Source organism: Bacillus salitolerans (assembly GCF_042680805.1).
Taxonomy (GTDB): Bacteria; Bacillota; Bacilli; order Bacillales; family SA4; genus Bacillus_CJ; species Bacillus_CJ salitolerans.
In genome coordinates this window covers 101021-121948 of record NZ_JBHUEM010000052.1, presented here as the reverse complement: position 1 = coordinate 121948, position 20928 = coordinate 101021, and the positions used below count along the sequence as shown (strand labels likewise).

Genomic DNA, 20928 nt, shown 5'->3' with positions numbered 1-20928 from the left:
CATCCAGATGATTGAGTAATAATTTATCTAAATATCTTACACATTAAAAGGAGGAGAACGACATTCTGATTAGCATAAGAAAAAAAGTATGTCCTTCAATGGATTGTTTGGTTTGGCGACTCTAAACAATACCAACAAAAAGTCATACTTTTTTTGTTTTTTATTAAATTATTTTATATTATGTTGTTGAAAAAGCCATCAATTAGCAAAATTTTCAAAACTGACTGAAAAACCGTCACTATGGTATTTAGAAGGACATGGCCCATTGAATTGGCAAGAAACAAAACCAACTATTTTTTCCTGTAGTTAATTATTTAGCTCTCCTTATCTGGAACCAGGTAGTGTATAGAAAATATAGCAGTGCTGCAAATACAGTTATAAGTAATCTTTCTACAAGTTCATTAACTATTAAAAAATCCTTTTTGGCGTAGAAATACAAAGCAGCTAATTAACTTATCGTCCTAATAATCTCCACCCTAATGGCTTCCTATTGAAAAGTAAAAAGTAAATTGCTAAACAAAAACTTATATTTAAAAAGATTAAAGCTACAAAGAAATTTATATCATACAATACGAAACCTGTTCCCAGAAAAAGTAAAACGGTAATTATTTTTATGACAATATGCTTTCTTTTCAAGATAGAACTCCAATTCTATAAATAAATTCAAGTCATAATACTCAAGAACATTTTGCTTGAAATAATCAATAGCTGTTGCAGCCGTACCTCCAACAATAACACCACCTACCGGTGACAGTGCTAAAAAAATTGCAACTCCGGTTACGCATACTGCAGCCAATGTAATAAACAACTTTGCAAAGTATTCTCCTGTACTTAATCATTCTAAATTCTGCTGTGGGGGTATTACAGAATTTATGTCATAAATAAAGCCTACAACGGCAACAGATGTTGCAAATCTTAATAAAGGGCCCTACTCTAATGAAGTCCGCATGATACTGTGATCTGGCTTCATCTAAGTAATCGGGAGTTTTCTCTATACCGACTGTTTTTAAATCTTTTTTAGTAGTAGCAATTGCTTGCTCTACTGCTCCACTTAATTCAATTTCATCATAAGCGTCAAATAATTCCCATCTACTCTGAAGATGGGAATTATTTGAGCAGCCTCAAGTTTTTCACCTTGATCCTCTAAACATAATTGAACGTGGAAGTTCTCCCTTTTTTCACCTCATATTTAAACTTGATCAATTTCTCCTGACAACGATTCTTATAACAGGCCCCTATCTCCAAACCCATCCTTAGTCAAAAAAACTTGTGAATTTTTTCAAGATGGGTCCAACTAATATCGCTATAATAAAGATTATAAAAAATACTATACTAATATTATAAAATCCAACCCCATACTCATCATTATGCATATGCTTAAAGTAATTAGAAATTGAAAGATTAAAACTATACATCGAAAAACTCAGGATCGATATTGATAACATTGTTATTTCTTTTTTATTTTTCCTATTTTCTATTGCTTTTTTTAATAAAAATACATAACCGATTGTAGATAAAGCTCCAAGAATTAAAAGAAAATAAAACTTTGATTGGTATGGAAGTTGATCCAAGATTGTATACAATGTGATCATCCTTTTATCTTTAATATTCTACTCTCCCCACACATCTGAAAATTCAAACCCTGTTGATTCTTTTACAGAAGAATAAAGAAACCCAATTCCTGCACCTATTAATAATGCTGTACCTATAGCAGGTAAACCTACTAAACTAACTCCAGCAAAAAATGTTACAGTCGCACTAACAGCTATGAATGCCCCTAAGTTTAAAGCAACTAAAACAAAATTATTAGTTATACTATTCCTAATGTTTTCTCCTGTAAGTCCACCTTCATATAAATCATAACCAACACTAAATACAAATCCAGCTGCACCTAACCTACCAATTGAAGTCTTCGCAAAAGCTCTTGTCGCACTAAAAGTTGAAACATGTTTAGGAGCGGTTAAATATCTATTATCCTGTAGCTTAACTAGTGGCCTTGTTTTATTTTTTTGTTCTACAAATGGCTTTATTTTTTCAGAAACCTTTTCCCCTACAAATTTATCCAGTGCAGCTCCACTAAATCCAAGAAGTCCGCCCTTAGTAACATCATTTAACCAATCATAACTATAACTTCCGTAACTATCTTCCTCTACTGAAATCATTCCAGAAGGATCAATAAATCTAACAGGATTGCAAGATGCATATGTGTATAGATTAATTCCCGGCAACAAATCCCTCGTCAAAAACCTACCACTATCAGGATTATAATACCGAGCCTTCAAATAATAATTAGCGGTTTCCTCATCATAAAAATACCCCACATATCGAAATGGATTCGCTTCTCTTAGTAGTTCGCCATTTCCTGTTGTCGCTGTGCCTTCACTTGTTAAGGGTACCCCAAATGCGTCGTATTTATAATAGACAACGCGGTTTCCATTTGAATCTCTGAGTTCTACTACATCACTATGGCTGTTTCGGATGTAATAGTAGGTCCTCTTTGTTGTCCCTGTATGGTCCGTCATACTGACTAATGTTCCAGATACTGTACGTGTGAAACTATATTTGAGCTTGTCGGTTTCATCCGTGATGTAAGACAGTTCTCCGGCAGAGTAGAAGTATTTTTCGGTTTTGCTTGGTGTTATTTTCTTTGTTCGTAGGCCTTCATGATTGTACTCGTATCTTGCTACAAGAGAGTCTGACAATGTGTTGACTTCGACTAGTTGATTTGCTGGATTGTACTGGTATTGGAAGCGGTCGTCTTTAAGTAGGTTTCCATTAGCATCGTATTGAAACGGGATTCCATTAACAGACACGAGTTCATTTGCGGCATTATACTGATAGGTTGCAACGACTGTGTTGAAACTCTTCTTCGCTGTGCGGTTGTTTAAGAGACCATAAGTGCCTGTGTATTCATAGGAGAAGCTGTATGAAATGACATCGTTTGGATCATAGTGAACTTCTTTTAGGAGGCGGTTAGCTGTGTCATAATTATATTCAATACGGCTTCCTCCACCTGAGATCACTTCCGTTCGGTTACCGTTATCATCGTACTTTAACTCGTGTTCTAGATACGTTTGTTCGCCCTGGCTGTTTGAGTAATAAATGAGTTGACCAGCTGCATCATATTCCATATACGTGTCATAAGCAAAGGTCGTGCCATTTCCTGAATTCCGCTTACGAATCCTGCCAGCCTCATCAAATATATGATATACTCGTTCGTCATTTGGTCCGAATGCGGAGGCCAGTAAACCTGCTTGGTCGTACTCATACCGAGTAACCAAAATTGGATGATTTAACGGTTGAGAAGAAATACTCGTGACTTTTCCACTAGGGTCATACGTATAGGATACAGCATGATTGTTCGGATACGTAATAGACGTTATTCTGTTTAACTTCTGATCAAATTGGTAGCTAGAAGTGTCAGTACCATTTTTTGTGACAGATGTTAAGAACCCTTTGTCGTTATACTTGAACGAATAAGCAGGTATTGTCTCATTATTATACGTAATGGTTTTTATTTGATTAATATCTGTATAGTTTAACGATAAAAGATTATCATTTGGATATAAAATTTCTTCCATATTCCCAATGATATTGTAACTTAACGTAGTCACACGGTTTAATTGATCAGTGACAGTCTCTACCTGGTTAGCTTCATTATAAGACTGATGGATGCTACCGATCACAGTATTCTGTACAGGATCCTTATAGTCAATTTGCATTACGTTCCCGTTAGAATCATAGTCATACTCAATGAGTAGACCTGCTGTTGTCTGTGCAGACTCTAAAAGATCTAAGGAATTATATTCGAAAGTAGCAATACCGCCTGTTGGTAAAATAATTTGTTCGATATTTCCCCTTTCATCAGGTGTAAACAAGGTCTGTTTCCCAAGTTCATTTGTGACAGTTGTTACATAATTGTTAGTCACATCATACTGAAGTGTAGTCTGGACACTTCTTGATTCAAATCGTACGTTATCAAAATAAAGAGAACCTTGAATCGGATGGACTGTGCCAACCGATACTCTAATCGAAGTGGCGGACGGGTAATCATATAGAATCTTCTGCCCGTCAACTTCGACATACACCCTTTCACCTTCCACACTACCAGATACTGGGTTTGATGTCATATATTCACCTAAATAGCTTCCATTCGTGTCATATACATCAAACTTGATAATTCCTCCTCCATTAATAGAAGTAGACGTGACACCTTTTGTTTTAATCGTTACAGCTGCTGTATATGTTCTATCAGGAAGTACCGGTTCTTTGGTATTATTCGCAAATATCGCCCACCCTCCTGTATCCTTTACAAGAAGTGAATATTTACCGACCTGTGCTTCATTTCTGTCGTTCACCCAATTCATCGTTGCGGTAGTTCCAGGCTGTATTGATTGCTTCCAGTCATCCGACATACCTGAATTGTCCAAGTCGAACTCAAAGCTTCCGTTTGTTACAATGTTATATTCACTTAAAATAGCAGTAGAAGTAGTTATCGTTCGAAACTTGATGTCATCAAAATGGACAACTGCACCAGATTGATTTTCAACTTTGGCATATACTTGAAAGCCAAATGCATTCCCTTTTAAGGTCACATTTAACTCTCTATACTCCCATCCATGATTCGCTTTTGTAAAAATAAGGGGTAGCCATTCATCATCCAAATCTTCATAGTTAATATATAAAACAATCTCATGAGGCCCTCCAGTCGAAGATATACCATCGGCTCTGGACCAACCAGAAAGAAGGAGAGTAACATCTTTTTCAGCCTTAATTTTTATTTCTTGGCCAAAGTACTTATTATCTCCTGAACCATATATCCTTAGTCCTTTAGATGTACCATTACGCCCATTGTTGATATATGAAGCATCTGCTATAGTATTTAAACTTGATCTGAGATTCCAGTGTATAGGCTTCCCAGTAGTACTTTCTGTTTCTTCAAAGCCTGGATCTAAGAGGAGGTTATAATCATTTACGAAGTCTCCTTTTTCCATTTGAACGTTGTCAAACAAGGTAGTTCCCGTAAAGCTGGTAATGACAACTCGTGCAAACTTTGCACCAAATGGAGAGTTAATTCTTTGGGCTTTTTTTGCCCATTCTTTTTTGTTATTTATGAAACGGATGGGAGAATTACCGATATACGTATTAATATCCGCTTCTACATACCAATTCACTCGGATTTCTATATCACTTGCATCTAATGACTTTAAGAACCAACTAACCACGTATTTTGTATTTTCAAGCACAGGAAAATAACGTGAGACCACTTTCGCTTCACCGCTAGTATTCCCCGTAAGCTCTAAGGAATAGTAGCCGTTTACACGATCTGTGCTCCTTCTAACTGAACCACTCGCAATGTTTTGCCAATATCCAGGTACAGATACGTCCCATGTTTCAAAACCATGATTTGGTATGATATTTTCATTCAGACTAATAGGAGTTGTTATACCGACTATCTGACCTTTTTCATTAAAATCACGGATAATTGTACTATTCATGGGGGTTACTGTCACAGTATTGTTTTCATCTTCGTCATAGTTATATTTAATCGTTTCATTAGATGCGTTAGTAAATGATGTAAGCTGTTCTTCATCTATTGAATAAGCTAGCGTCTGAACAGAGCCATCAGGCTTTACAACTTGTATCAGTTCATCCTTATCGTTGTATGAAAATTCTGTCTTATTGAATCTTGCATCTACCATAGAAATGAGATTGTGTGACGTATCCCACTCATAGCTCGTATCAATTGGTTGTGCAGAATTAGCACGTTCAGTTATTTTAATTACATTTCCAGCTACGTTCGTTTCGTACGTTGTAGTAACATCCTTTGGATCCGTAACTGTTGTAACTAAACCTTCTTCTGTTGTTTATATTCATATGTGTAAATTCGATTCAAACCATTCACTACTTTAGAGATTGTTTCTACCTGATTTGTATCTAGCTTATAAGTGACGGTTGTTGCATGACCATTAGGGTCTATTAGTTCTTTTATTTTTCTATCGACATAATAAGTATAGCTAGATTGTTGTGCTATATTATTTGAATCCGTTACATCAATTGCTCCATTTACGCCGATTTGTAACGTTTTGACGGTTTCAAGTAGCCCCTCGGCATTATATCTAAATTGAACATCTGCGATTTCATTTCCGGTTATTGCAAACAATAGATTATCACGATAGTGGAAATAAACAACTCTTCCGGAGTCGTCCGACATATTCACTAGGTTTCCGAAAGAATCATAAACCAAATCTAACACATTTTCGTTTTTATCATAAATGGCTTCGAGTCGGCCATTTTGTGTATCAAAATAGTATCTCGTTTCTGATTTATCGGTCATAATAAAGTAGGGCTCTTGCCCATTCTGATATTTGAGCTCAAGATTAATTCCTGGTGGTGCTTCCCACATTCCATCTTGTTCATCGAGCTCCGTAAAGATATGGTTCGTTCCATCTTCATCAACGAATACAACCACCTTACTTTCGTATGGAGCATTAAATTTTAATTTCATCTCAATATTTAATCGCCAACCATAACCTAACAACCCTAGTTCAGTTGAAAAAGAATTATAGCTTCGAGTAAGTTGGATGGGGATTCCTCTCCCAGGCAGTGAAACATCCAAAGTTGTGAATAATAAATTTCCATTTGCGACATTCACACCATTAACAAAACTCCAGAATGGTTCACTTCCGAGAGGATCTACCGTATAATTAATAACTAATGTTGGACCAAGATCAGTACCTTCTTCAGCATCAGAAGATGTATTATTTTCAGATGAATAAAATGCTTTTCTTGGTTTCGTTTCATCTCTAGCCTTTAATAAGAAACCATAATTAGCTACTTCTCCGGTATACCAACTTGAAACAAGTTCACTTACAACGAAGTCTATTTTTTCCGTATTCACTGCTGTTCCATTTATCGGAGTTTGGTTAAAATCAGGCCTCAAATCCCAAGTAACTTGTTGTGTATTCCAAGGCTGCGTTATCTGATGAACATCAATGATTGTTTCATTCGTGGTCAATATATTGAATTGTTTTAGATTAAGTGTAGCCGAATTAATTTTTGCACCACTATATAACCTTGGGAGGTTAAACCATATTAAACTTCTTCTTATGCCAATGGATGGTGTATCGCTAAAGCCAGCTGCAAAATAGGAATAATTAGTAAAGTTTGTAAGTGGGCTTCGGCTACGAATTTCTGTATCTCGAATATTATATGTCTCTTCTTTTCTTGGCTGAAATGGTAAAGTAGTGGGGTCAAGGATAACCGGGAATTTCCTTTCATCATTGTATAACCATGCCTCATTTATGATATAGCTGACATACCATACATTTTCGACTTGATACAGATTTGTAATTATTTGATCTGTATAATTTTCTTCTTTGTCATAAGCAAAAGGCTTAATAAAGGAATATATTATCTCTCCAGACACATTTACAAAATCAACACTTTGATCTTTATTTAGTACAGGTTTCAAACCCACTAAATTAATCTGAAATGTATAAGTATCTGGGACATCTCGTTTACGGAAAATAATTTCTTCTTTTATCATGTCAGCTAGTACAGTGTATTGTATGTCTATATTAGATTGAATTTTTTCATATAATATTTGATTGCCTTTTACTTTTCCTTTTGAATTATTGATACCGAGTGGCATGACCTCAATCACGTACCCCTCATTTTCCATTCGATATATCCCTTTTCCTTCTTCACCTACTTCATCTGCGAAACGGACCTCCCAACCATTGGATATGTTTTTATATGGGTATCTGAAGTTCCCATCCATCATAAACGTTAAATTATTATTGATCTCCTCCCATGTGTCACGCTTTGTTTTAAAATTGATGGGATTAGGAAATATTTCTACTGTAAAGCTTCCATCCTCATTTAAATATTCTTTTTTATACTTTCCTCTCTTTTGTCGAATTTCAACTGGTGGTTCACCCTTTTTGGGCTTCTTCGGCATTTTCTTTTTTTCTTTTTCAACAATAATTAAAGAAGATTTCTTTATTCGATTTTTGTCTATGCTTTCTTCATTCAAATTTGACAAATTAGCCCCTCCTTGAAATGTTATCCATTATATATACCTATTAAAGATGGGCTCGTGTAATTCCAGATAATGTAATATGTTTGTGGTGGATAGGACATAACGTAAATTTAAATTAAGTTAATTCTAGGAATTAGCTCGGTTACTAGATGAGATAAGATAATCTTCAAGTGCGTCAAAAAACCAGCCCAAAACAACTTGGACTGGTTCTACTCACGATTATTTATCACAAATACTTCCGATGAATCCCTTTCCCGTCATACGTAAACATCACCGGTTTTTCTTCGAGCACAGTCTCCATATGAACAGGTCTTCCCCATAGCTGGTGGATGTATGGTAGAACCTTTTCTAAATATTTGAGGTCTAGCTCAATGCCCTCGTACCAGTGCTTTAAGTATAATTCCCCGGTCTTTAAGTAATCTCCGTCGTTTACGGTAATATACGGGAAGCCACCGTTTACACGCATGTTGATTAATTGGTCGCGAACTTGCTCCCACTCTTTGTCGACGATTTTGTAGTCTTTGCCTTGTTTTTGGAACAGGTACATATCCTCTCTCATGACAAGGTCTTTTGTTAAGTAGTTTCGTAGGAATGAAATATCTGATTCTACCTCTCGCACCTCAAACATTTTCTCTCGACCTGATCCAGCTTTTGCCCCGTAACGCTTCATTTCCTCAGTTGGATTATCCCAGCGTTTTTCAATGTCTTCAAACATTTTGAACCCTAGATAGTACGGATTAATACTCGTTTTGGATGGCTGAACAACACCAGCGTTTAGTTTAGCGAATTCGATGACTTCATCGGAGGTTAAGTCCATTTCGCGTAGGATGCGGCCGTGCCAGTAGGAGGCCCAGCCTTCGTTCATGATTTTCGTCTCCAATTGTGGCCAGAAGTAAAGCATTTCTTCGCGCATCATCGTGAGGATGTCACGCTGCCAATCTTCAAGTTCTCTGCTGTATTCTTGGATGAATAAGAGAATATCCTTTTCTGGATTAGGTGGGATTTTCTTTTTGCGTTTTACGGCTTTTTTCGGTGGCTCTTTTATGTCAAGTGCCCAAAGATCGTCGTATTTTGTACGAGCAGGCTTAGCCTCTTCCTCTTCTTCTTCTAAGTGATAGGATAGTTTTGGCCGCATTAAGGATGGATCAATATGTTCCTGTATCGCTAGGACCGCATCTAGGAATGTTTCGACCGCTTGTTTTCCATGTTCGTGCTCGTAATGGGCAACCCGCTCGGCAGTTGCCGCCATGCTTTCCACCATGTCCCGCTTTGTATTGCCAAAGCGGCAATTGTTTTTGAAAAAGTCGCAGTGAGCTAATACGTGTGCAACAATAAGTTTATTTTGAATGAGCGAATTGGTGTCCAGTAAAAAGGCATAGCAAGGATTTGAGTTTATGACTAGCTCATAAATTTTACTGAGTCCTAAGTCATACTGAAGCTTCATTTTATGAAATTGCTTACCAAAGCTCCAGTGTGAGAACCTTGTTGGCATTCCATATGCACCAAACGTATAAATGATGTCAGCAGGACAAATTTCATAGCGCATTGGATAAAAATCAAGGCCAAAGCCTTTAGCAATTTCCGTAATTTCATCTATCGCATACTCTAAAGCTTTTGCATCCTCCTGTCTCATACCCATCTCCCCTTTTTTATTGCTTATTTCCAATCTATGATAAAAATGAACGAAAGATGAGAAGATGGTGGAGTTGGATATGAATTCAAGAAAGTTTTTCCTAGTATTACTGCTTTACAAACTCTTTATTCAATCGGAATAAGGTGGTCTTTATTATACGAAGAAGTTACAATGCATACTCTGAAAAACAATATTGAAGGATTTAGCCCATCTAGTTATATATTTCCTTTTTTAGATTTATTGATGAGCACATACTAACTTCTGTAGGAAATCCTACAGATTCATCAACAATAAGGGAGGGATTGTGATGAACCAAACAACACAACAAATTCTTTCAATAAAGGATGCTATTGAGTCACGACATAGTATCCGTAAATTTGTTCAAAAGCCGATTTCAAAAAGTGACATTGATCGTATTTTTGAGCTCGTAAGGCTTACACCAAGTGCTTGGAATTTACAGCCATGGAAGTTTCATGTTGTAACGGACAAAGAATTAAAAAATAAACTACAGGAAGCAGCATATGGCCAACAACAGGTTACATCTGCACCCGCTGTTATTCTTGTCACTAGTGATATGGAAAATATTCTAGCTAATTTGTCTGATACGGTTCATCCCGGAATAACACCAGAACGAAAACAGGAGGAAGTTGCAAATCTCTCGTCAATATTTGGAGGCATGAGTGTTGAAGAGAGAGGTCAATGGGGACTTACTCAAACAAATATTACTCTTGGTTTTCTCTTAATTACGATTCAAGGATTTGGCTATTCTAGTGTACCTATGCTCGGGTTTGATCAGGAAAAAGTGAAAGAAATATTAGGCTTACCTGAACATATTAAATTTGCAGCGATGGTTCCATTTGGACTTCCTGATACTGAAGGATATCCACATCATCGTTTCGAATTAGATAAGATTGTAACTTATTATTAAAAAAGGTAAAAGAAGTAGGTTTTGATCTACCTACTTCTTATTTGTTGATATTTGAATAACCTGCTTCCAATCCCACGTTTCATAATAAGGAAATGGTACATCAAGCTTGTCTATCCAAATCTCTGCTTCGGAGCCATCTGGATTTGCCCTCCAAAGCTCACCCTTTTCACGATCTGTTCGAATCCAATATAGTTTGTTTGCTTCTTGGTGATAATAAGGATTGAAGTCTCCTATACCTTCTTTGGGACGTGTTAAAACCTCTTCCTGCTTATGTTTCAAATTGATCTTAACTAATTGAGGTAATGGTCGCTTTCTTGGATCATTGAACCATTCTGATTCTTTTGTACGTGATAGGATGATTTCATCATCATTGATCCATGTAAAGTCCCCGTCTACAAATCCGTCCGGGGTATACTCCATTGTTATAGCCGGAAGCTCTTTTACCTTCAGCTCTTTATTCTGCAGGGCCATTCTACCTTCCCCCTCAATATAGGCAAGTTTATTAGTAGTTGGTCCCCACTTGAACCAGTCTGGATGCAGGATCATTTTATCGACAACTTCAAACGTCTTCCCATCAGTTGATAGTAAAGATAAGGAGTTACTGTCCATTGACCACGATGCTGTTGGTACAGCAAGGAAGGAAATCCACTTCCCATCTGGTGAAAACTTAAATTCACTCGTTGCGATCGCAAAGAAATCCTCTAATTGTCCTTCTGGAGGTAACGTATAAAAAGGGTCTGTCTTCTTTAAACCTTTGTTATAGGTTAGAGGAATTTTATAGAGCCAGACACTTCCCCATCCATTTGGGGTTAAGGTCGCTACATCTGATACTAAAAAACCCGTCCCATCCGGTAACCAGGAATATTGGTTCACACCTTGTGCTACCTTATGTACGGATATATCATCCAAATGAATTCGAGCAAGAGTGCCATTCGTTTGAAACGCAAGGATATTCTCTGACGGTGACCATTTGAATACATTCCCACCCTCCTCGGAAACCTTCACATGCTTTTGGGCATCAGTATCGTAAGCCCAAATCTCGGTCCTATTTTTCAAATAGGCTATCCACTTTCCATCATACGACCATTTTGGAAATTGAATAGATCCTTGTTTTGTAACCTGAAATTCACCTTTACCTTCTTTAACCCATAAATTCCCGTCTTTTATAAAAGCAATTCCATTTTGCTCGTTTGCCGCTACATTACCTTCATCAGTAATAACCAATAGTAATGAGAAACTTATTAACAGCCATTTTACCCACTTCATGTAACACCCTCCTTTACTTGCAGGATTCCCTTCTTTCCAAAGAAAAAGACCACCATGTAGGTAGTCTTAACTAATTTATTTCTTCTAATGAAAGTGAATAAAGTGTTTCCGCTTCCGGATTAAATGTAACCACTACCTTCACCTCGAAGGCCTTCTCATCCTTTTTTACTTGAAAAAGGAACGTATCTTGAGCTTTTTTTTCTGAAATGGAATTTCGTCCTTCATATTTATAATCACTTACGTCTGCATCCGGGTAGTTTTCCTTTACAATCTCCACAGCCATACGGCTCCATTTTGCATAATCTGGCTTTTCTGCTAAACCAATCATTTCACTCAATGAATAAGAAGCAAGTAGGCCAATCATAAAAGCAATGCAAATGAGCGGATACGCAATTCTTTTTTTCATATGTACCTCCACCTTGTGTAAATTCCATTGTAGTTTGTACATTTTTGTTCCATTTATACAATCCTATTTACTTATTTTTTCTGCCTCATAAGCAGTCATAAGTCCAACAGTTTTATTTCGTCTCCACTCACTTGGAAAAACGGTTAACGGCGGACTTGTTTCATTTACAGGATAACCTACTTCAACAGTTATGGCGGGCCTTTTAAAGCGTTGAATAAACCAATCCGTGAACCCCCCGCCAACAGCAGTTTGAACCGGATCACTTAATTCATAACCTGTTACTTCTGAAATTTTCATAGCTATGGCTTTGTCCCGATTAATATTTTCCTCTTTCGTGTTGTAGTACCAATAGAGCACTCTACCCGAAGAGTGATAGGCAAGTGCGATGAGGGGATTTATTTCTTTTGTAAAACGAGTCATCGCTATTACTTCTGGTGAACTAATCGGCTTTTCTCCTTTATAAAGCTGGTAAAAAGGATATGGGGCATCCCCTGCAATGTCCTCCCAGCCAGCTGGATATTGCCGATTCAAATCCACACCATTCCCATTGGCCTTCCATCTTGAAAAATCAGTACTGCCACCATTCATGAGAAATAGCTCCCAACGTGATTTTGGTACCCTAGCCATAAAACCTTCCTGTTGAATCGTAACTCCATCTGGATTCACCATTGGTACAAACCAAATCGAGACCCTGTCTAAAATAGACGTATCATACCCTTCGAACGTTACATTATTTTTATGTGCTTCTGCATATTCCTCTATCATTTTCATGACAATCATGGACGTAATCCATTCCCTGCCGTGATGCGCAGCATGTATAAGTATCGATTTCTCTCCTTTTCCGACCTTAACAGCAATGATTGGCTTCCGAAAATTCGTTTGTCCTATTTTTTTTACAGAGATAAGCTCTGGATACATTTCTTTGAGTTCTTTTACATCCTGCATGAGGGAATCGAAGCTATACATATGATGAGTGGTAACAATAGCACGATGATTGTCACTATAAACTTTTAAAGGAACAAGTAGGAACACAAGTAAAATAATCATTATCCTTTGCTTCATACCCTGTCTCCTTTACGTCTTGTTGCTGTTATTTTTTTCAAAAGTGGAGAGGATTACTATGGAAAATCTGTCCTATACCATGCCAACATTTACAGTGAAATGCAGTGCTTAAAGACGTGTCTTTCACCATACACTAAACGTAACTCCTTAGCTAAGAAAGCAGAGAACCCTTTTCATAAAAGGTGGGTATTGAAGCTAATGAAGGAGGCTATATCATGAACATTGTCGATTATGATCGCGCATTGTTTTATACTCATCGTTCCCAGTGGGATAATCTTCTTATCCTTATGGTACGGACAAAGGATCATTTTTTATCAAAAAAGATTGAGCATTTCTTGCATGCCTATAACTTTTCAAAGGACTATAAAATTATCCAATCCACCTTACATTCCTTATTCCGTTATATTGACCATGCTTTAGAAATTCAATCTGTTGATATGGAAGACTTAGTAAAAGTTGAATAGATAAAAGGAAGGGTTTTGTAACCCTTCCTTCTGACTGTTGAGAACGTTCTCGACGTCTTTTTTTATAAGTTAAATAAGATATGTTTTCTGGTGTTTAGTTTATACATTGCTACGGCTAAATTTCCTGATTGGGTTCAATAAGTGGAGGAAGGGTTCATTGCCCTTCCTTTTTTAATGGGATTCTTCTGCTATTTTTTGGTGAAGCTTCATATAAAATTGGAGCTCTGAAAGAAGGGCATCCACTTGCTGCTCACTATCATACTGAAGTGTATCATTTTCCCTGTCAAACGATGGCGGGTCTAACACAAGCTGCCTTGGGATGACATTTGCATACACTCCTCTTCCGACGGTTCTCATATTGGCAAGAGCATTCATACCACCTTTACCACCACCTGCTACCGCTAAAAGTGCAACCGGTTTATGATGAAATTGTTCACTCCCTAGAAAATCTAACGCATTTTTGAGTGCACCGCTCATTGCATTATGATACTCGGGTGAAGCAAGAATAACCCCATCTGCCTTTTTGATTGTTTCTCTTAATTGTTTGACTACTGAAAGCTCGTCTTGTTCGTGTTCACCTGTAAATAGAGGTATTTGACCTGTTTCGATTATTGTAGCTCCATATTTCTTGGCAATAAATCTTGCGGCAATTCCCGTCCTGCCTGATATTCTTGGACTTCCATTCACAACTACTAGTTTCATGTATCCTCTCTCCTTCATGTGCTCTTGTTACTTTTAGTATAGAAAAATAATGGCAATCATAAAATCATCGTTTCGCATGAAGTTTACCTACGATGACAGATGGATAAATATCCAAATTTGTATCAGACCAAAGTTGTATGACTAAAAGTGAAAAGAACAAGTAATCACGAATACATTCATGAAGACTTGTTCTTTTAAGTCTTATGCATTTTTCAAGCTAGTCCGTGCTTCACTGCATAAAGCGCAGCCTGTGTTCGGTCCTGCAATTGAAGCTTTGATAGGATATTGGATACGTGAGTTTTCACCGTTTTTTCTGTTATCACTAAACTAGCAGCAATTTCTTTATTACTTTTTCCTCGTGCGATTTCAGCAAGCACTTCTAATTCTCGCTTCGTCAGTTCATCGAGATAGTTGGTTTCTTTCTTTCCCCCGTTCATTAAATGGGTCATCACATGATTCGTGACCTTTGGATGTAATTGATTCTCACCATTATAAACAGCACGTATCGTGACAACTAGCTCATCTGGCTCTACATCCTTTAGCTGGTAGCCTGTTGCACCTGCTCGAATCGCAGGAATGACATGGTCCTTATCAGAAAAGCTTGTTAATATGATGACTTTTACATCTGGGGACTCGTCTTTTATGATTTTCGTTGCCTCGATTCCATCCATTTCAGGCATGACAAGATCCATTAGCACAACATCAGGCTTATACTTTTTCACAAGCGCAACGGCTTCACGGCCGTTTGTTGCTTCTGCCACAATTTCAATGTCTTTTTGCGTTTTTAGGAAAAATAGAAGTCCTCTTCTTACGACATGATGATCATCTGCTATTAACACTTTGATCGACATATTAATCCCCCCTATTTAAAATGGAATGGACACAACGATGGTTGTACCATTACCGATCGCACTTGTAAGTGAAAAGGTTCCGTTTAAAAGTTCGACCCTCTCTTTCATGCTTGCCAAGCCTAGAGATGGTAGTTGTTTTTGCTCGTCATAGTGAAACCCACAGCCTTGATCCTGAATAATCATCGTTACTCGATTATTCTTGATAGAAAGCTCAATGGATGCTGTTTTTGTATTGGCATGTTTTTTACAATTGTTAAGCGCTTCTTGTCCAATTCTCCAAAGGGCCTCTTCTACTTTACTAGGTAAATCAATCACACCTTTTACATCAACCTCAACATCGAGACCTAGTACTTTTCCGTAAGATAAAATGGCACTAGCAATGCCATCCTCAAGGCCTTGAGGTCTAAGCTGCCATATTAATGCCCTCATTTCCTGCAAAGCTTCTTGTGATAAATCTTGTATATACGTTAGCATTTCTAATACGTCAGGATTATCCGTCATTTCTTTAGTTCCTCTTACAGTGAGCATTAAGGAAAAGAGTAGTTGATTAACCGAATCGTGAAGGTCACGGGCTAAACGGTTTCTCTCTGCCACTAGTACAAGCTGTTGTTCATTTTCAACAAGCCTAATTCGCTTAATAGCAGTTCCAATTTGGAAGGCTACTGCTTCAAGTACAGCTAGCTCTTCATCTGTAAAGTGCGTTTTATTTGGTGAGGCAACGTTTAATAGGCCAAATTTCTCCTCGCCTGCTCTTAATGGAACGGTTGCATGATGGGTGATTTCCTCTGTATCTCCCCAATTGTACTCAACCGCATTCTCAATTCTCTTACATTCCATGATATTAGCAGCGCGTGTTAGCCTGCCATTGTTATATTTGTCAACACACCAACATCCACCTTCACACATGGGCTTTTTTTGACTCCATGTTAATCCAGGTGGTAACCCTTCGTCTGTCGCTAGATGAAAGTCACCTTTATCATCGATGAGAAATACCCATCCTGTCTTTAAGCCCGTTATATTGAGAAGTTCTTTCAGAACACTTTTTAGCATTTCCTCTAAGTCATTACATTGGTTAAGTGTTTCAGCTATGGTTTTTAGTGTTTGAAGCTTTTTTATCCGACGTTCTCCTTCCACGAACAGCTCTCCTTACGTCATGTTTTCTTACTGTCCATTATAGCAGTGATTTTCTAAAATGTTTTCCATCATTTGAATGTTTTCGTTCTACAACTAAAGTCGGATAAAACAAAATAAAGCAGGGGAAGATTACCCTGCTTGAACGATGCGTATTAATTCTTCGATTTTTTCCATAACGTCACTCGTCAAATCGGATAGCAATTTTTCGCTGTCCTGAAGAGATGTACCCTTCACTCCAAAGTAAAATTTCACCTTTGGTTCTGTTCCTGAAGGACGTAGGCAGAACCATGATCCGTCTTCTAAAATATATTTAATAACATTGGATGTTGGTAAATCGATGGTTTCTGTTTTTTGAGTTTCCATAAGCATGCGTTCACTGACTTGATAGTCTTCGACCACTACCACTTTTTTGCCTGCCACTTCTTTTGGAGCGTTCTCTCTAAAGCTTGAGAGAATAAATTGAATTTGCTCTGCGCCATCTTTTCCTTTTAGCGTAAGTGATTGTAAGCCTTCTTGATAGAAGCCGTATTTTGAAAATACTTCAAGTAACCCTTCATAAAGCGACACACCCTTTTGCTTGTAATAGGCACATACTTCAACAGCAAATAACGCTGCTTGAACGGCGTCTTTATCACGGACGAAATCCCCAATTAAATAGCCGTAGCTTTCCTCGTATCCAAATTGGAATGTGTACTCTTTTGTCTGTTCATATTCTTTCATCTTTTCTCCGATAAACTTAAACCCAGTTAATGTGTCAATCGTTTCAATCCCGTAGGCTGCTGCAATCGTGCGACCAATCTCAGATGTAACAATGGTCTTAAGTACAACACCATTCGCTGGAAGGGTTCCTTTTTCCTGTTTCTGGGACAATAAATACTCTAGGTACAGTGCACCTGTTTGGTTTCCTGTTAACACTACGTATTCGCCATCAGGATTTTTTACAGCAATACCTAATCGATCCGCATCAGGATCTGTTGCGATTAATAAATCAGCATTGATTTCTTTTCCTTTTTTGATTGCAAGCTCGAACGCTGCATGCTCTTCAGGATTTGGTGATTTGACAGTCGAAAAGTTCGGGTCAGGTAATTCCTGCTCCTTGACGATGGTAACATGCTGATATCCTAACGCCTGTAATCCATTCCGAACTGGAAGGTTTGCCGTTCCATGTAATGGGGTAAACACAACCTTAATATCGTCACCTACTTCCTTCGCTAGTTCCGGCTTCACGGAAATGGTGAGAAGCTTTTCGGTATAGGCTTGATCAATATTAGCACCAATCATTTTAATTAAGCCTTTTTCTTTTAACGTAGATTCATCTTCTACGGCGATGACTAATTCATTTTCGACGCTATTTACTTTTTCAATGACCCTATCTGCTGCTTCAGGTGGTAATTGCCCTCCATCTTCACCGTACACCTTATAGCCGTTATATTCTGGTGGGTTATGACTTGCCGTCACCACGATCCCAGAAAATGCGTGTAAGTAACGAACAGCAAATGATAGCTCTGGAGTTGGACGCAGCTCTTCGAACACATACGTTTGAATTCCATGAGTAGCTAGCGTTTTTGCAGCCTCCATAGCAAACTCTGGGGACTTATGGCGTGAATCATAAGCGATGACAACACCGCGCTTTTTTGCTTCTTCTCCAAACGATTGGATGTATTGAGCTAATCCTTCAGAAGCTTTTCGAACAGTGTATGTATTCATTCGGTTTGTTCCAACACCGATTTCTCCTCTCATCCCACCTGTTCCAAATTCTAAGCTTTTATAAAAACGGTCTTCTAGTGCCTTTTCATTATTGTTTAAAGCTTCCAGCTCGTTTTTTAGTTCCACTTCAAGTTCATGAAAACTTGCCCATCTTTCTAATTGGTCACGCCAGTTCATGTCAGATCCTCCTTGATTGTTGCATTGATGATAAGACTATTTTCTACTTGATTATTGTACCAAAAATTATCTTTCTGTACTTGTTTCTTTCTTCAATCTGAACTGTTTTCCTTTAAAAAGTTTCCCTTAAATTGGGACAGGATTTGGCTTACTAAAGCATGCATTTTACACTATATATGATTTTACCGGTGGAAATGAGTAAAATACTAGTCGAACTTGACGATTTACCAGCCAACATCAGTAAAAATGCATCACACCCTTAGGGATGTGATGCTATTTTAGCTTATTTTTTATAACGAATTTCATATAAATCGCGGCGGCGGTCACGCAATTGTCTGACCGTTCCGCCTTTTCGCTGACGTCTTAGTATTTCAAGATCGACGTCCGCTACGACGACTGTTTCTAAATTAGGATTGCATTCTGCCGCCACCCCATCCCGGGCAAATTCAAAATCAGACGGGGTAAAAATCCCGGATTGAGCATATTGAATATCCATATTTTCAACCTGTGGTAGGTTCCCAACTGTTCCAGCAATACACGTGTAAATTTGATTTTCGATGGCGCGAGCTTGTGCACATAGTCTTACTCGTAAGTATCCTTGTCTGTCTTCTGTACAGAATGGGGTAAATATAATGTTGGCTCCTCGGTCTGTTGCAATTCTCGCCAGCTCTGGAAACTCGATATCATAACAAATTTGGATGGCAATTTTTCCGCAATCAGTATCAAAGACTTTAACTTCATCTCCGGCACTAACTCCCCACCATCTCTTTTCATTCGGAGTAATATGAATTTTATATTGCTTTTCAATCGTTCCATCTCTTCTAAATAAATATGCAATGTTATAAATCTTATCTTCTTCATTGACGAAGTGCGACCCACCTATGATATTAACGTTGTATTTAACCGCTAAATTGGCGAATAGCTCAATATATTGCTCGGTAAATTCCGTGAGCTTTCGAATCGCCTGACTTGGTGTTTTTTCATGAACAAATGACATGAGCTGGGTGGTGAATATTTCGGGAAACACCGCAAAGTCTGATTCAAAATCAGCTGCTACATCAGTGTAGTATTCTACTTGCTTGGCGAACTCTTCAAACGAGTTAATTTGCTTCATGGCATACTGAATTGCACAAATTCGTACCGGGAAGCTCGTTTGAAAATGACGTTTCGTTTTCCCGCGATAATCTATATTGTTCCATTCCATTAAGGTTGCATACTTGTAGGAAGCCTGGTCATCTTCTAAATAGTTTGGGTTGATCCGCATTAGCGTGAAGCCATTCATTAATTGAAAGGATAGAACCGGATCATAAATTTTATGCATCGAGACTTCTTTAACATATTGTCGAGGTGACATTTCCTCCGCATATTTATGGTAGTTTGGAATACGTCCCCCAATGATAATACTTTTTAAATTTAGCTCTCTCGCTAATTCTTTTCTCGCATCATACAAACGCTGGCCAACCTTCATTCTTCTATAATCAGGATGAACCATGACCTCAATTCCATAAAGATTGTACCCCTCTGGGTTATGGTTCGTTATGTAACCCTCATCAGTAATGTCATCCCATGTGTGTTTATCATCATACTCATCAAAATTAATAATGAGACTTGAGCATGATCCAATAATTTTCCCATCATATTCTGCGCAGATTTGCCCTTCTGGAAAATGCTCTAAATGACTTTCAAGCTGGTCTGTTGTCCAAGGATCCATGCCAGGAAAGCATTGTTTTTGCATGTTCAAGAGCCCTTCAAAATCTTCCTTCTCTATGTTTCGAATAATCATTTTTTTCTCAAATTTGGTCAAATCTATTTTTGACATACGTTTTTTCAGCCCCTTTTACTCAATCCATTAACCATACCCGAAGTATGGACAAGCTAAACGTAAGTATTTCTTGTTGTTCACATCTGCTGAAAATCTCTTACCTCTGCTCCGCTTTTACTTACCTCTACTTCCGTTTTACTTACCCCGTTTGGCGTTTTACTTTCCTCGTTTTCTCTTTTACTTTCTCCTGCCTTCGGTTACTTACCTCTGCTCCGCTTTTACTTACCCCGCTTCGCGTTTTACTTACCTCTGCCTTCGGTTACTTACCTCTGCTCCAGTTTTACTTACCCCGTTTCGCATTTTACTTACCTCGTTTCCTCTTTTACTTTCTCCTGCCTTCGGTTACTTACCTCTACTCCAGTTTTACTTACCCCGTTTGGAGTTTTACTTATCTCGTTTCCTCTTTTACTTTCTCCTGCTTTCGGTTACTTACCTCTGCTCCAGTTTTACTTACCCCGTTTCGCGTTTTACTTACCTCGTTTCCTCTTTTACTTTCTCCTGCCTTCGGTTACTTACCTCTGCTTCCGTTTTACTTACCCCGTTTGGCGTTTTACTTTCCTCGTTTTCTCTTTTACTTTCTCCTGCCTTCGGTTACTTACCTCTGCTCCGCTTTTACTTACCCCGTTTGGCGTTTTACTTTCCTCGTTTTCTCTTTTACTTTCTCCTGCCTTCGGTTACTTACCTCTGCTCCGCTTTTACTTACCCCGTTTGGCGTTTTACTTTCCTCGTTTT

General features: G+C 38.0%; 14 protein-coding genes. 2 read left to right on the top strand and 12 right to left on the bottom strand.

Going from position 1 to position 20928, the window contains the following annotated elements; translation table 11 throughout:
* Positions 1–562: 562 nt before the first annotated feature.
* From ACFSCX_RS21040 to ACFSCX_RS21025, 4 genes are all read right to left on the bottom strand, one after another.
* Positions 563–808 (bottom strand): hypothetical protein, encoded by a 246-nt coding sequence (locus tag ACFSCX_RS21040; RefSeq protein ID WP_377930228.1) that lies wholly within the window; start codon positions 806–808, stop codon positions 563–565.
* An 802-nt stretch (positions 809–1610) separates the two neighbouring features.
* Positions 1611–5702, bottom strand: a complete 4092-nt coding sequence (locus ACFSCX_RS21035; protein WP_377930227.1) for an RHS repeat domain-containing protein — start codon at positions 5700–5702, stop codon at positions 1611–1613.
* Between the two features lie 146 nt (positions 5703–5848).
* The gene (locus ACFSCX_RS21030) at positions 5849–8047 is read right to left on the bottom strand and encodes a DNRLRE domain-containing protein (RefSeq protein WP_377930226.1); all 2199 of its coding nucleotides are present in this window, start codon (positions 8045–8047) and stop codon (positions 5849–5851) included.
* A 223-nt stretch (positions 8048–8270) separates the two neighbouring features.
* A complete protein-coding gene (locus tag ACFSCX_RS21025) occupies positions 8271–9677 on the bottom strand; it encodes a SpoVR family protein (protein WP_377930225.1) in 1407 nt (468 codons plus the stop codon).
* A gap of 307 nt (positions 9678–9984) precedes the next feature.
* On the opposite strand from ACFSCX_RS21025, the gene ACFSCX_RS21020 reads away from it, so the two are divergent.
* A complete protein-coding gene (locus ACFSCX_RS21020) occupies positions 9985–10605 on the top strand; it encodes a nitroreductase family protein (RefSeq protein ID WP_377930224.1) in 621 nt (206 codons plus the stop codon).
* A gap of 30 nt (positions 10606–10635) precedes the next feature.
* On the opposite strand, the gene ACFSCX_RS21015 is transcribed toward ACFSCX_RS21020, so the two are convergent.
* From ACFSCX_RS21015 to ACFSCX_RS21005, 3 genes are all read right to left on the bottom strand, one after another.
* Positions 10636–11871 (bottom strand): TolB family protein, encoded by a 1236-nt coding sequence (locus ACFSCX_RS21015; protein ID WP_377930223.1) that lies wholly within the window; start codon positions 11869–11871, stop codon positions 10636–10638.
* A gap of 70 nt (positions 11872–11941) precedes the next feature.
* Positions 11942–12277, bottom strand: a complete 336-nt coding sequence (locus ACFSCX_RS21010) for a DUF3889 domain-containing protein (RefSeq protein ID WP_377930222.1) — start codon at positions 12275–12277, stop codon at positions 11942–11944.
* Positions 12278–12340: 63 nt separating this feature from the next.
* Complete coding sequence (locus tag ACFSCX_RS21005) at positions 12341–13339, bottom strand: M14 family metallopeptidase (RefSeq protein WP_377930221.1); 999 nt, start codon at positions 13337–13339, stop codon at positions 12341–12343.
* Between the two features lie 215 nt (positions 13340–13554).
* Between ACFSCX_RS21005 and ACFSCX_RS21000 the strand changes: the two genes are divergently transcribed.
* A complete protein-coding gene (locus tag ACFSCX_RS21000) occupies positions 13555–13803 on the top strand; it encodes a YhdB family protein (protein WP_377930220.1) in 249 nt (82 codons plus the stop codon).
* Positions 13804–13974: 171 nt separating this feature from the next.
* Here the strand turns inward: ACFSCX_RS21000 and ACFSCX_RS20995 are convergent, their stop codons facing one another.
* From ACFSCX_RS20995 to ACFSCX_RS20975, 5 genes are all read right to left on the bottom strand, one after another.
* Complete coding sequence (locus ACFSCX_RS20995) at positions 13975–14505, bottom strand: NADPH-dependent FMN reductase (RefSeq protein WP_377930219.1); 531 nt, start codon at positions 14503–14505, stop codon at positions 13975–13977.
* 212 nt (positions 14506–14717) lie between these two features.
* Positions 14718–15356 carry a response regulator gene (locus ACFSCX_RS20990; protein ID WP_377930218.1) on the bottom strand — a complete coding sequence of 213 codons (639 nt, stop codon included), beginning with the start codon at positions 15354–15356 and terminating at the stop codon, positions 14718–14720.
* Positions 15357–15371: 15 nt separating this feature from the next.
* On the bottom strand, positions 15372–16490 hold the full coding sequence (locus ACFSCX_RS20985) for a GAF domain-containing sensor histidine kinase (RefSeq protein ID WP_377930217.1): 1119 nt from the start codon (positions 16488–16490) through the stop codon (positions 15372–15374).
* 129 nt (positions 16491–16619) lie between these two features.
* Complete coding sequence (locus ACFSCX_RS20980; RefSeq protein WP_377930216.1) at positions 16620–18374, bottom strand: phospho-sugar mutase; 1755 nt, start codon at positions 18372–18374, stop codon at positions 16620–16622.
* A gap of 283 nt (positions 18375–18657) precedes the next feature.
* Positions 18658–20193 (bottom strand): GNAT family N-acetyltransferase, encoded by a 1536-nt coding sequence (locus tag ACFSCX_RS20975; RefSeq protein ID WP_377930215.1) that lies wholly within the window; start codon positions 20191–20193, stop codon positions 18658–18660.
* Positions 20194–20928: the final 735 nt, after the last annotated feature.

Coding starts and splice junctions, on each gene's coding strand:
- ACFSCX_RS21035 (WP_377930227.1), bottom strand. CDS start 5,702: ATGGTAGATGCAAGATTCAATAAGACAGAATTTTCATACAACGATAAG.
- ACFSCX_RS21025 (WP_377930225.1), bottom strand. CDS start 9,677: ATGAGACAGGAGGATGCAAAAGCTTTAGAGTATGCGATAGATGAAATT.
- ACFSCX_RS21020 (WP_377930224.1), top strand. CDS start 9,985: ATGAACCAAACAACACAACAAATTCTTTCAATAAAGGATGCTATTGAG.
- ACFSCX_RS21015 (WP_377930223.1), bottom strand. CDS start 11,871: ATGAAGTGGGTAAAATGGCTGTTAATAAGTTTCTCATTACTATTGGTT.
- ACFSCX_RS21010 (WP_377930222.1), bottom strand. CDS start 12,277: ATGAAAAAAAGAATTGCGTATCCGCTCATTTGCATTGCTTTTATGATT.
- ACFSCX_RS21005 (WP_377930221.1), bottom strand. CDS start 13,339: ATGAAGCAAAGGATAATGATTATTTTACTTGTGTTCCTACTTGTTCCT.
- ACFSCX_RS21000 (WP_377930220.1), top strand. CDS start 13,555: ATGAACATTGTCGATTATGATCGCGCATTGTTTTATACTCATCGTTCC.
- ACFSCX_RS20995 (WP_377930219.1), bottom strand. CDS start 14,505: ATGAAACTAGTAGTTGTGAATGGAAGTCCAAGAATATCAGGCAGGACG.
- ACFSCX_RS20990 (WP_377930218.1), bottom strand. CDS start 15,356: ATGTCGATCAAAGTGTTAATAGCAGATGATCATCATGTCGTAAGAAGA.
- ACFSCX_RS20980 (WP_377930216.1), bottom strand. CDS start 18,374: ATGAACTGGCGTGACCAATTAGAAAGATGGGCAAGTTTTCATGAACTT.
- ACFSCX_RS20975 (WP_377930215.1), bottom strand. CDS start 20,193: ATGTCAAAAATAGATTTGACCAAATTTGAGAAAAAAATGATTATTCGA.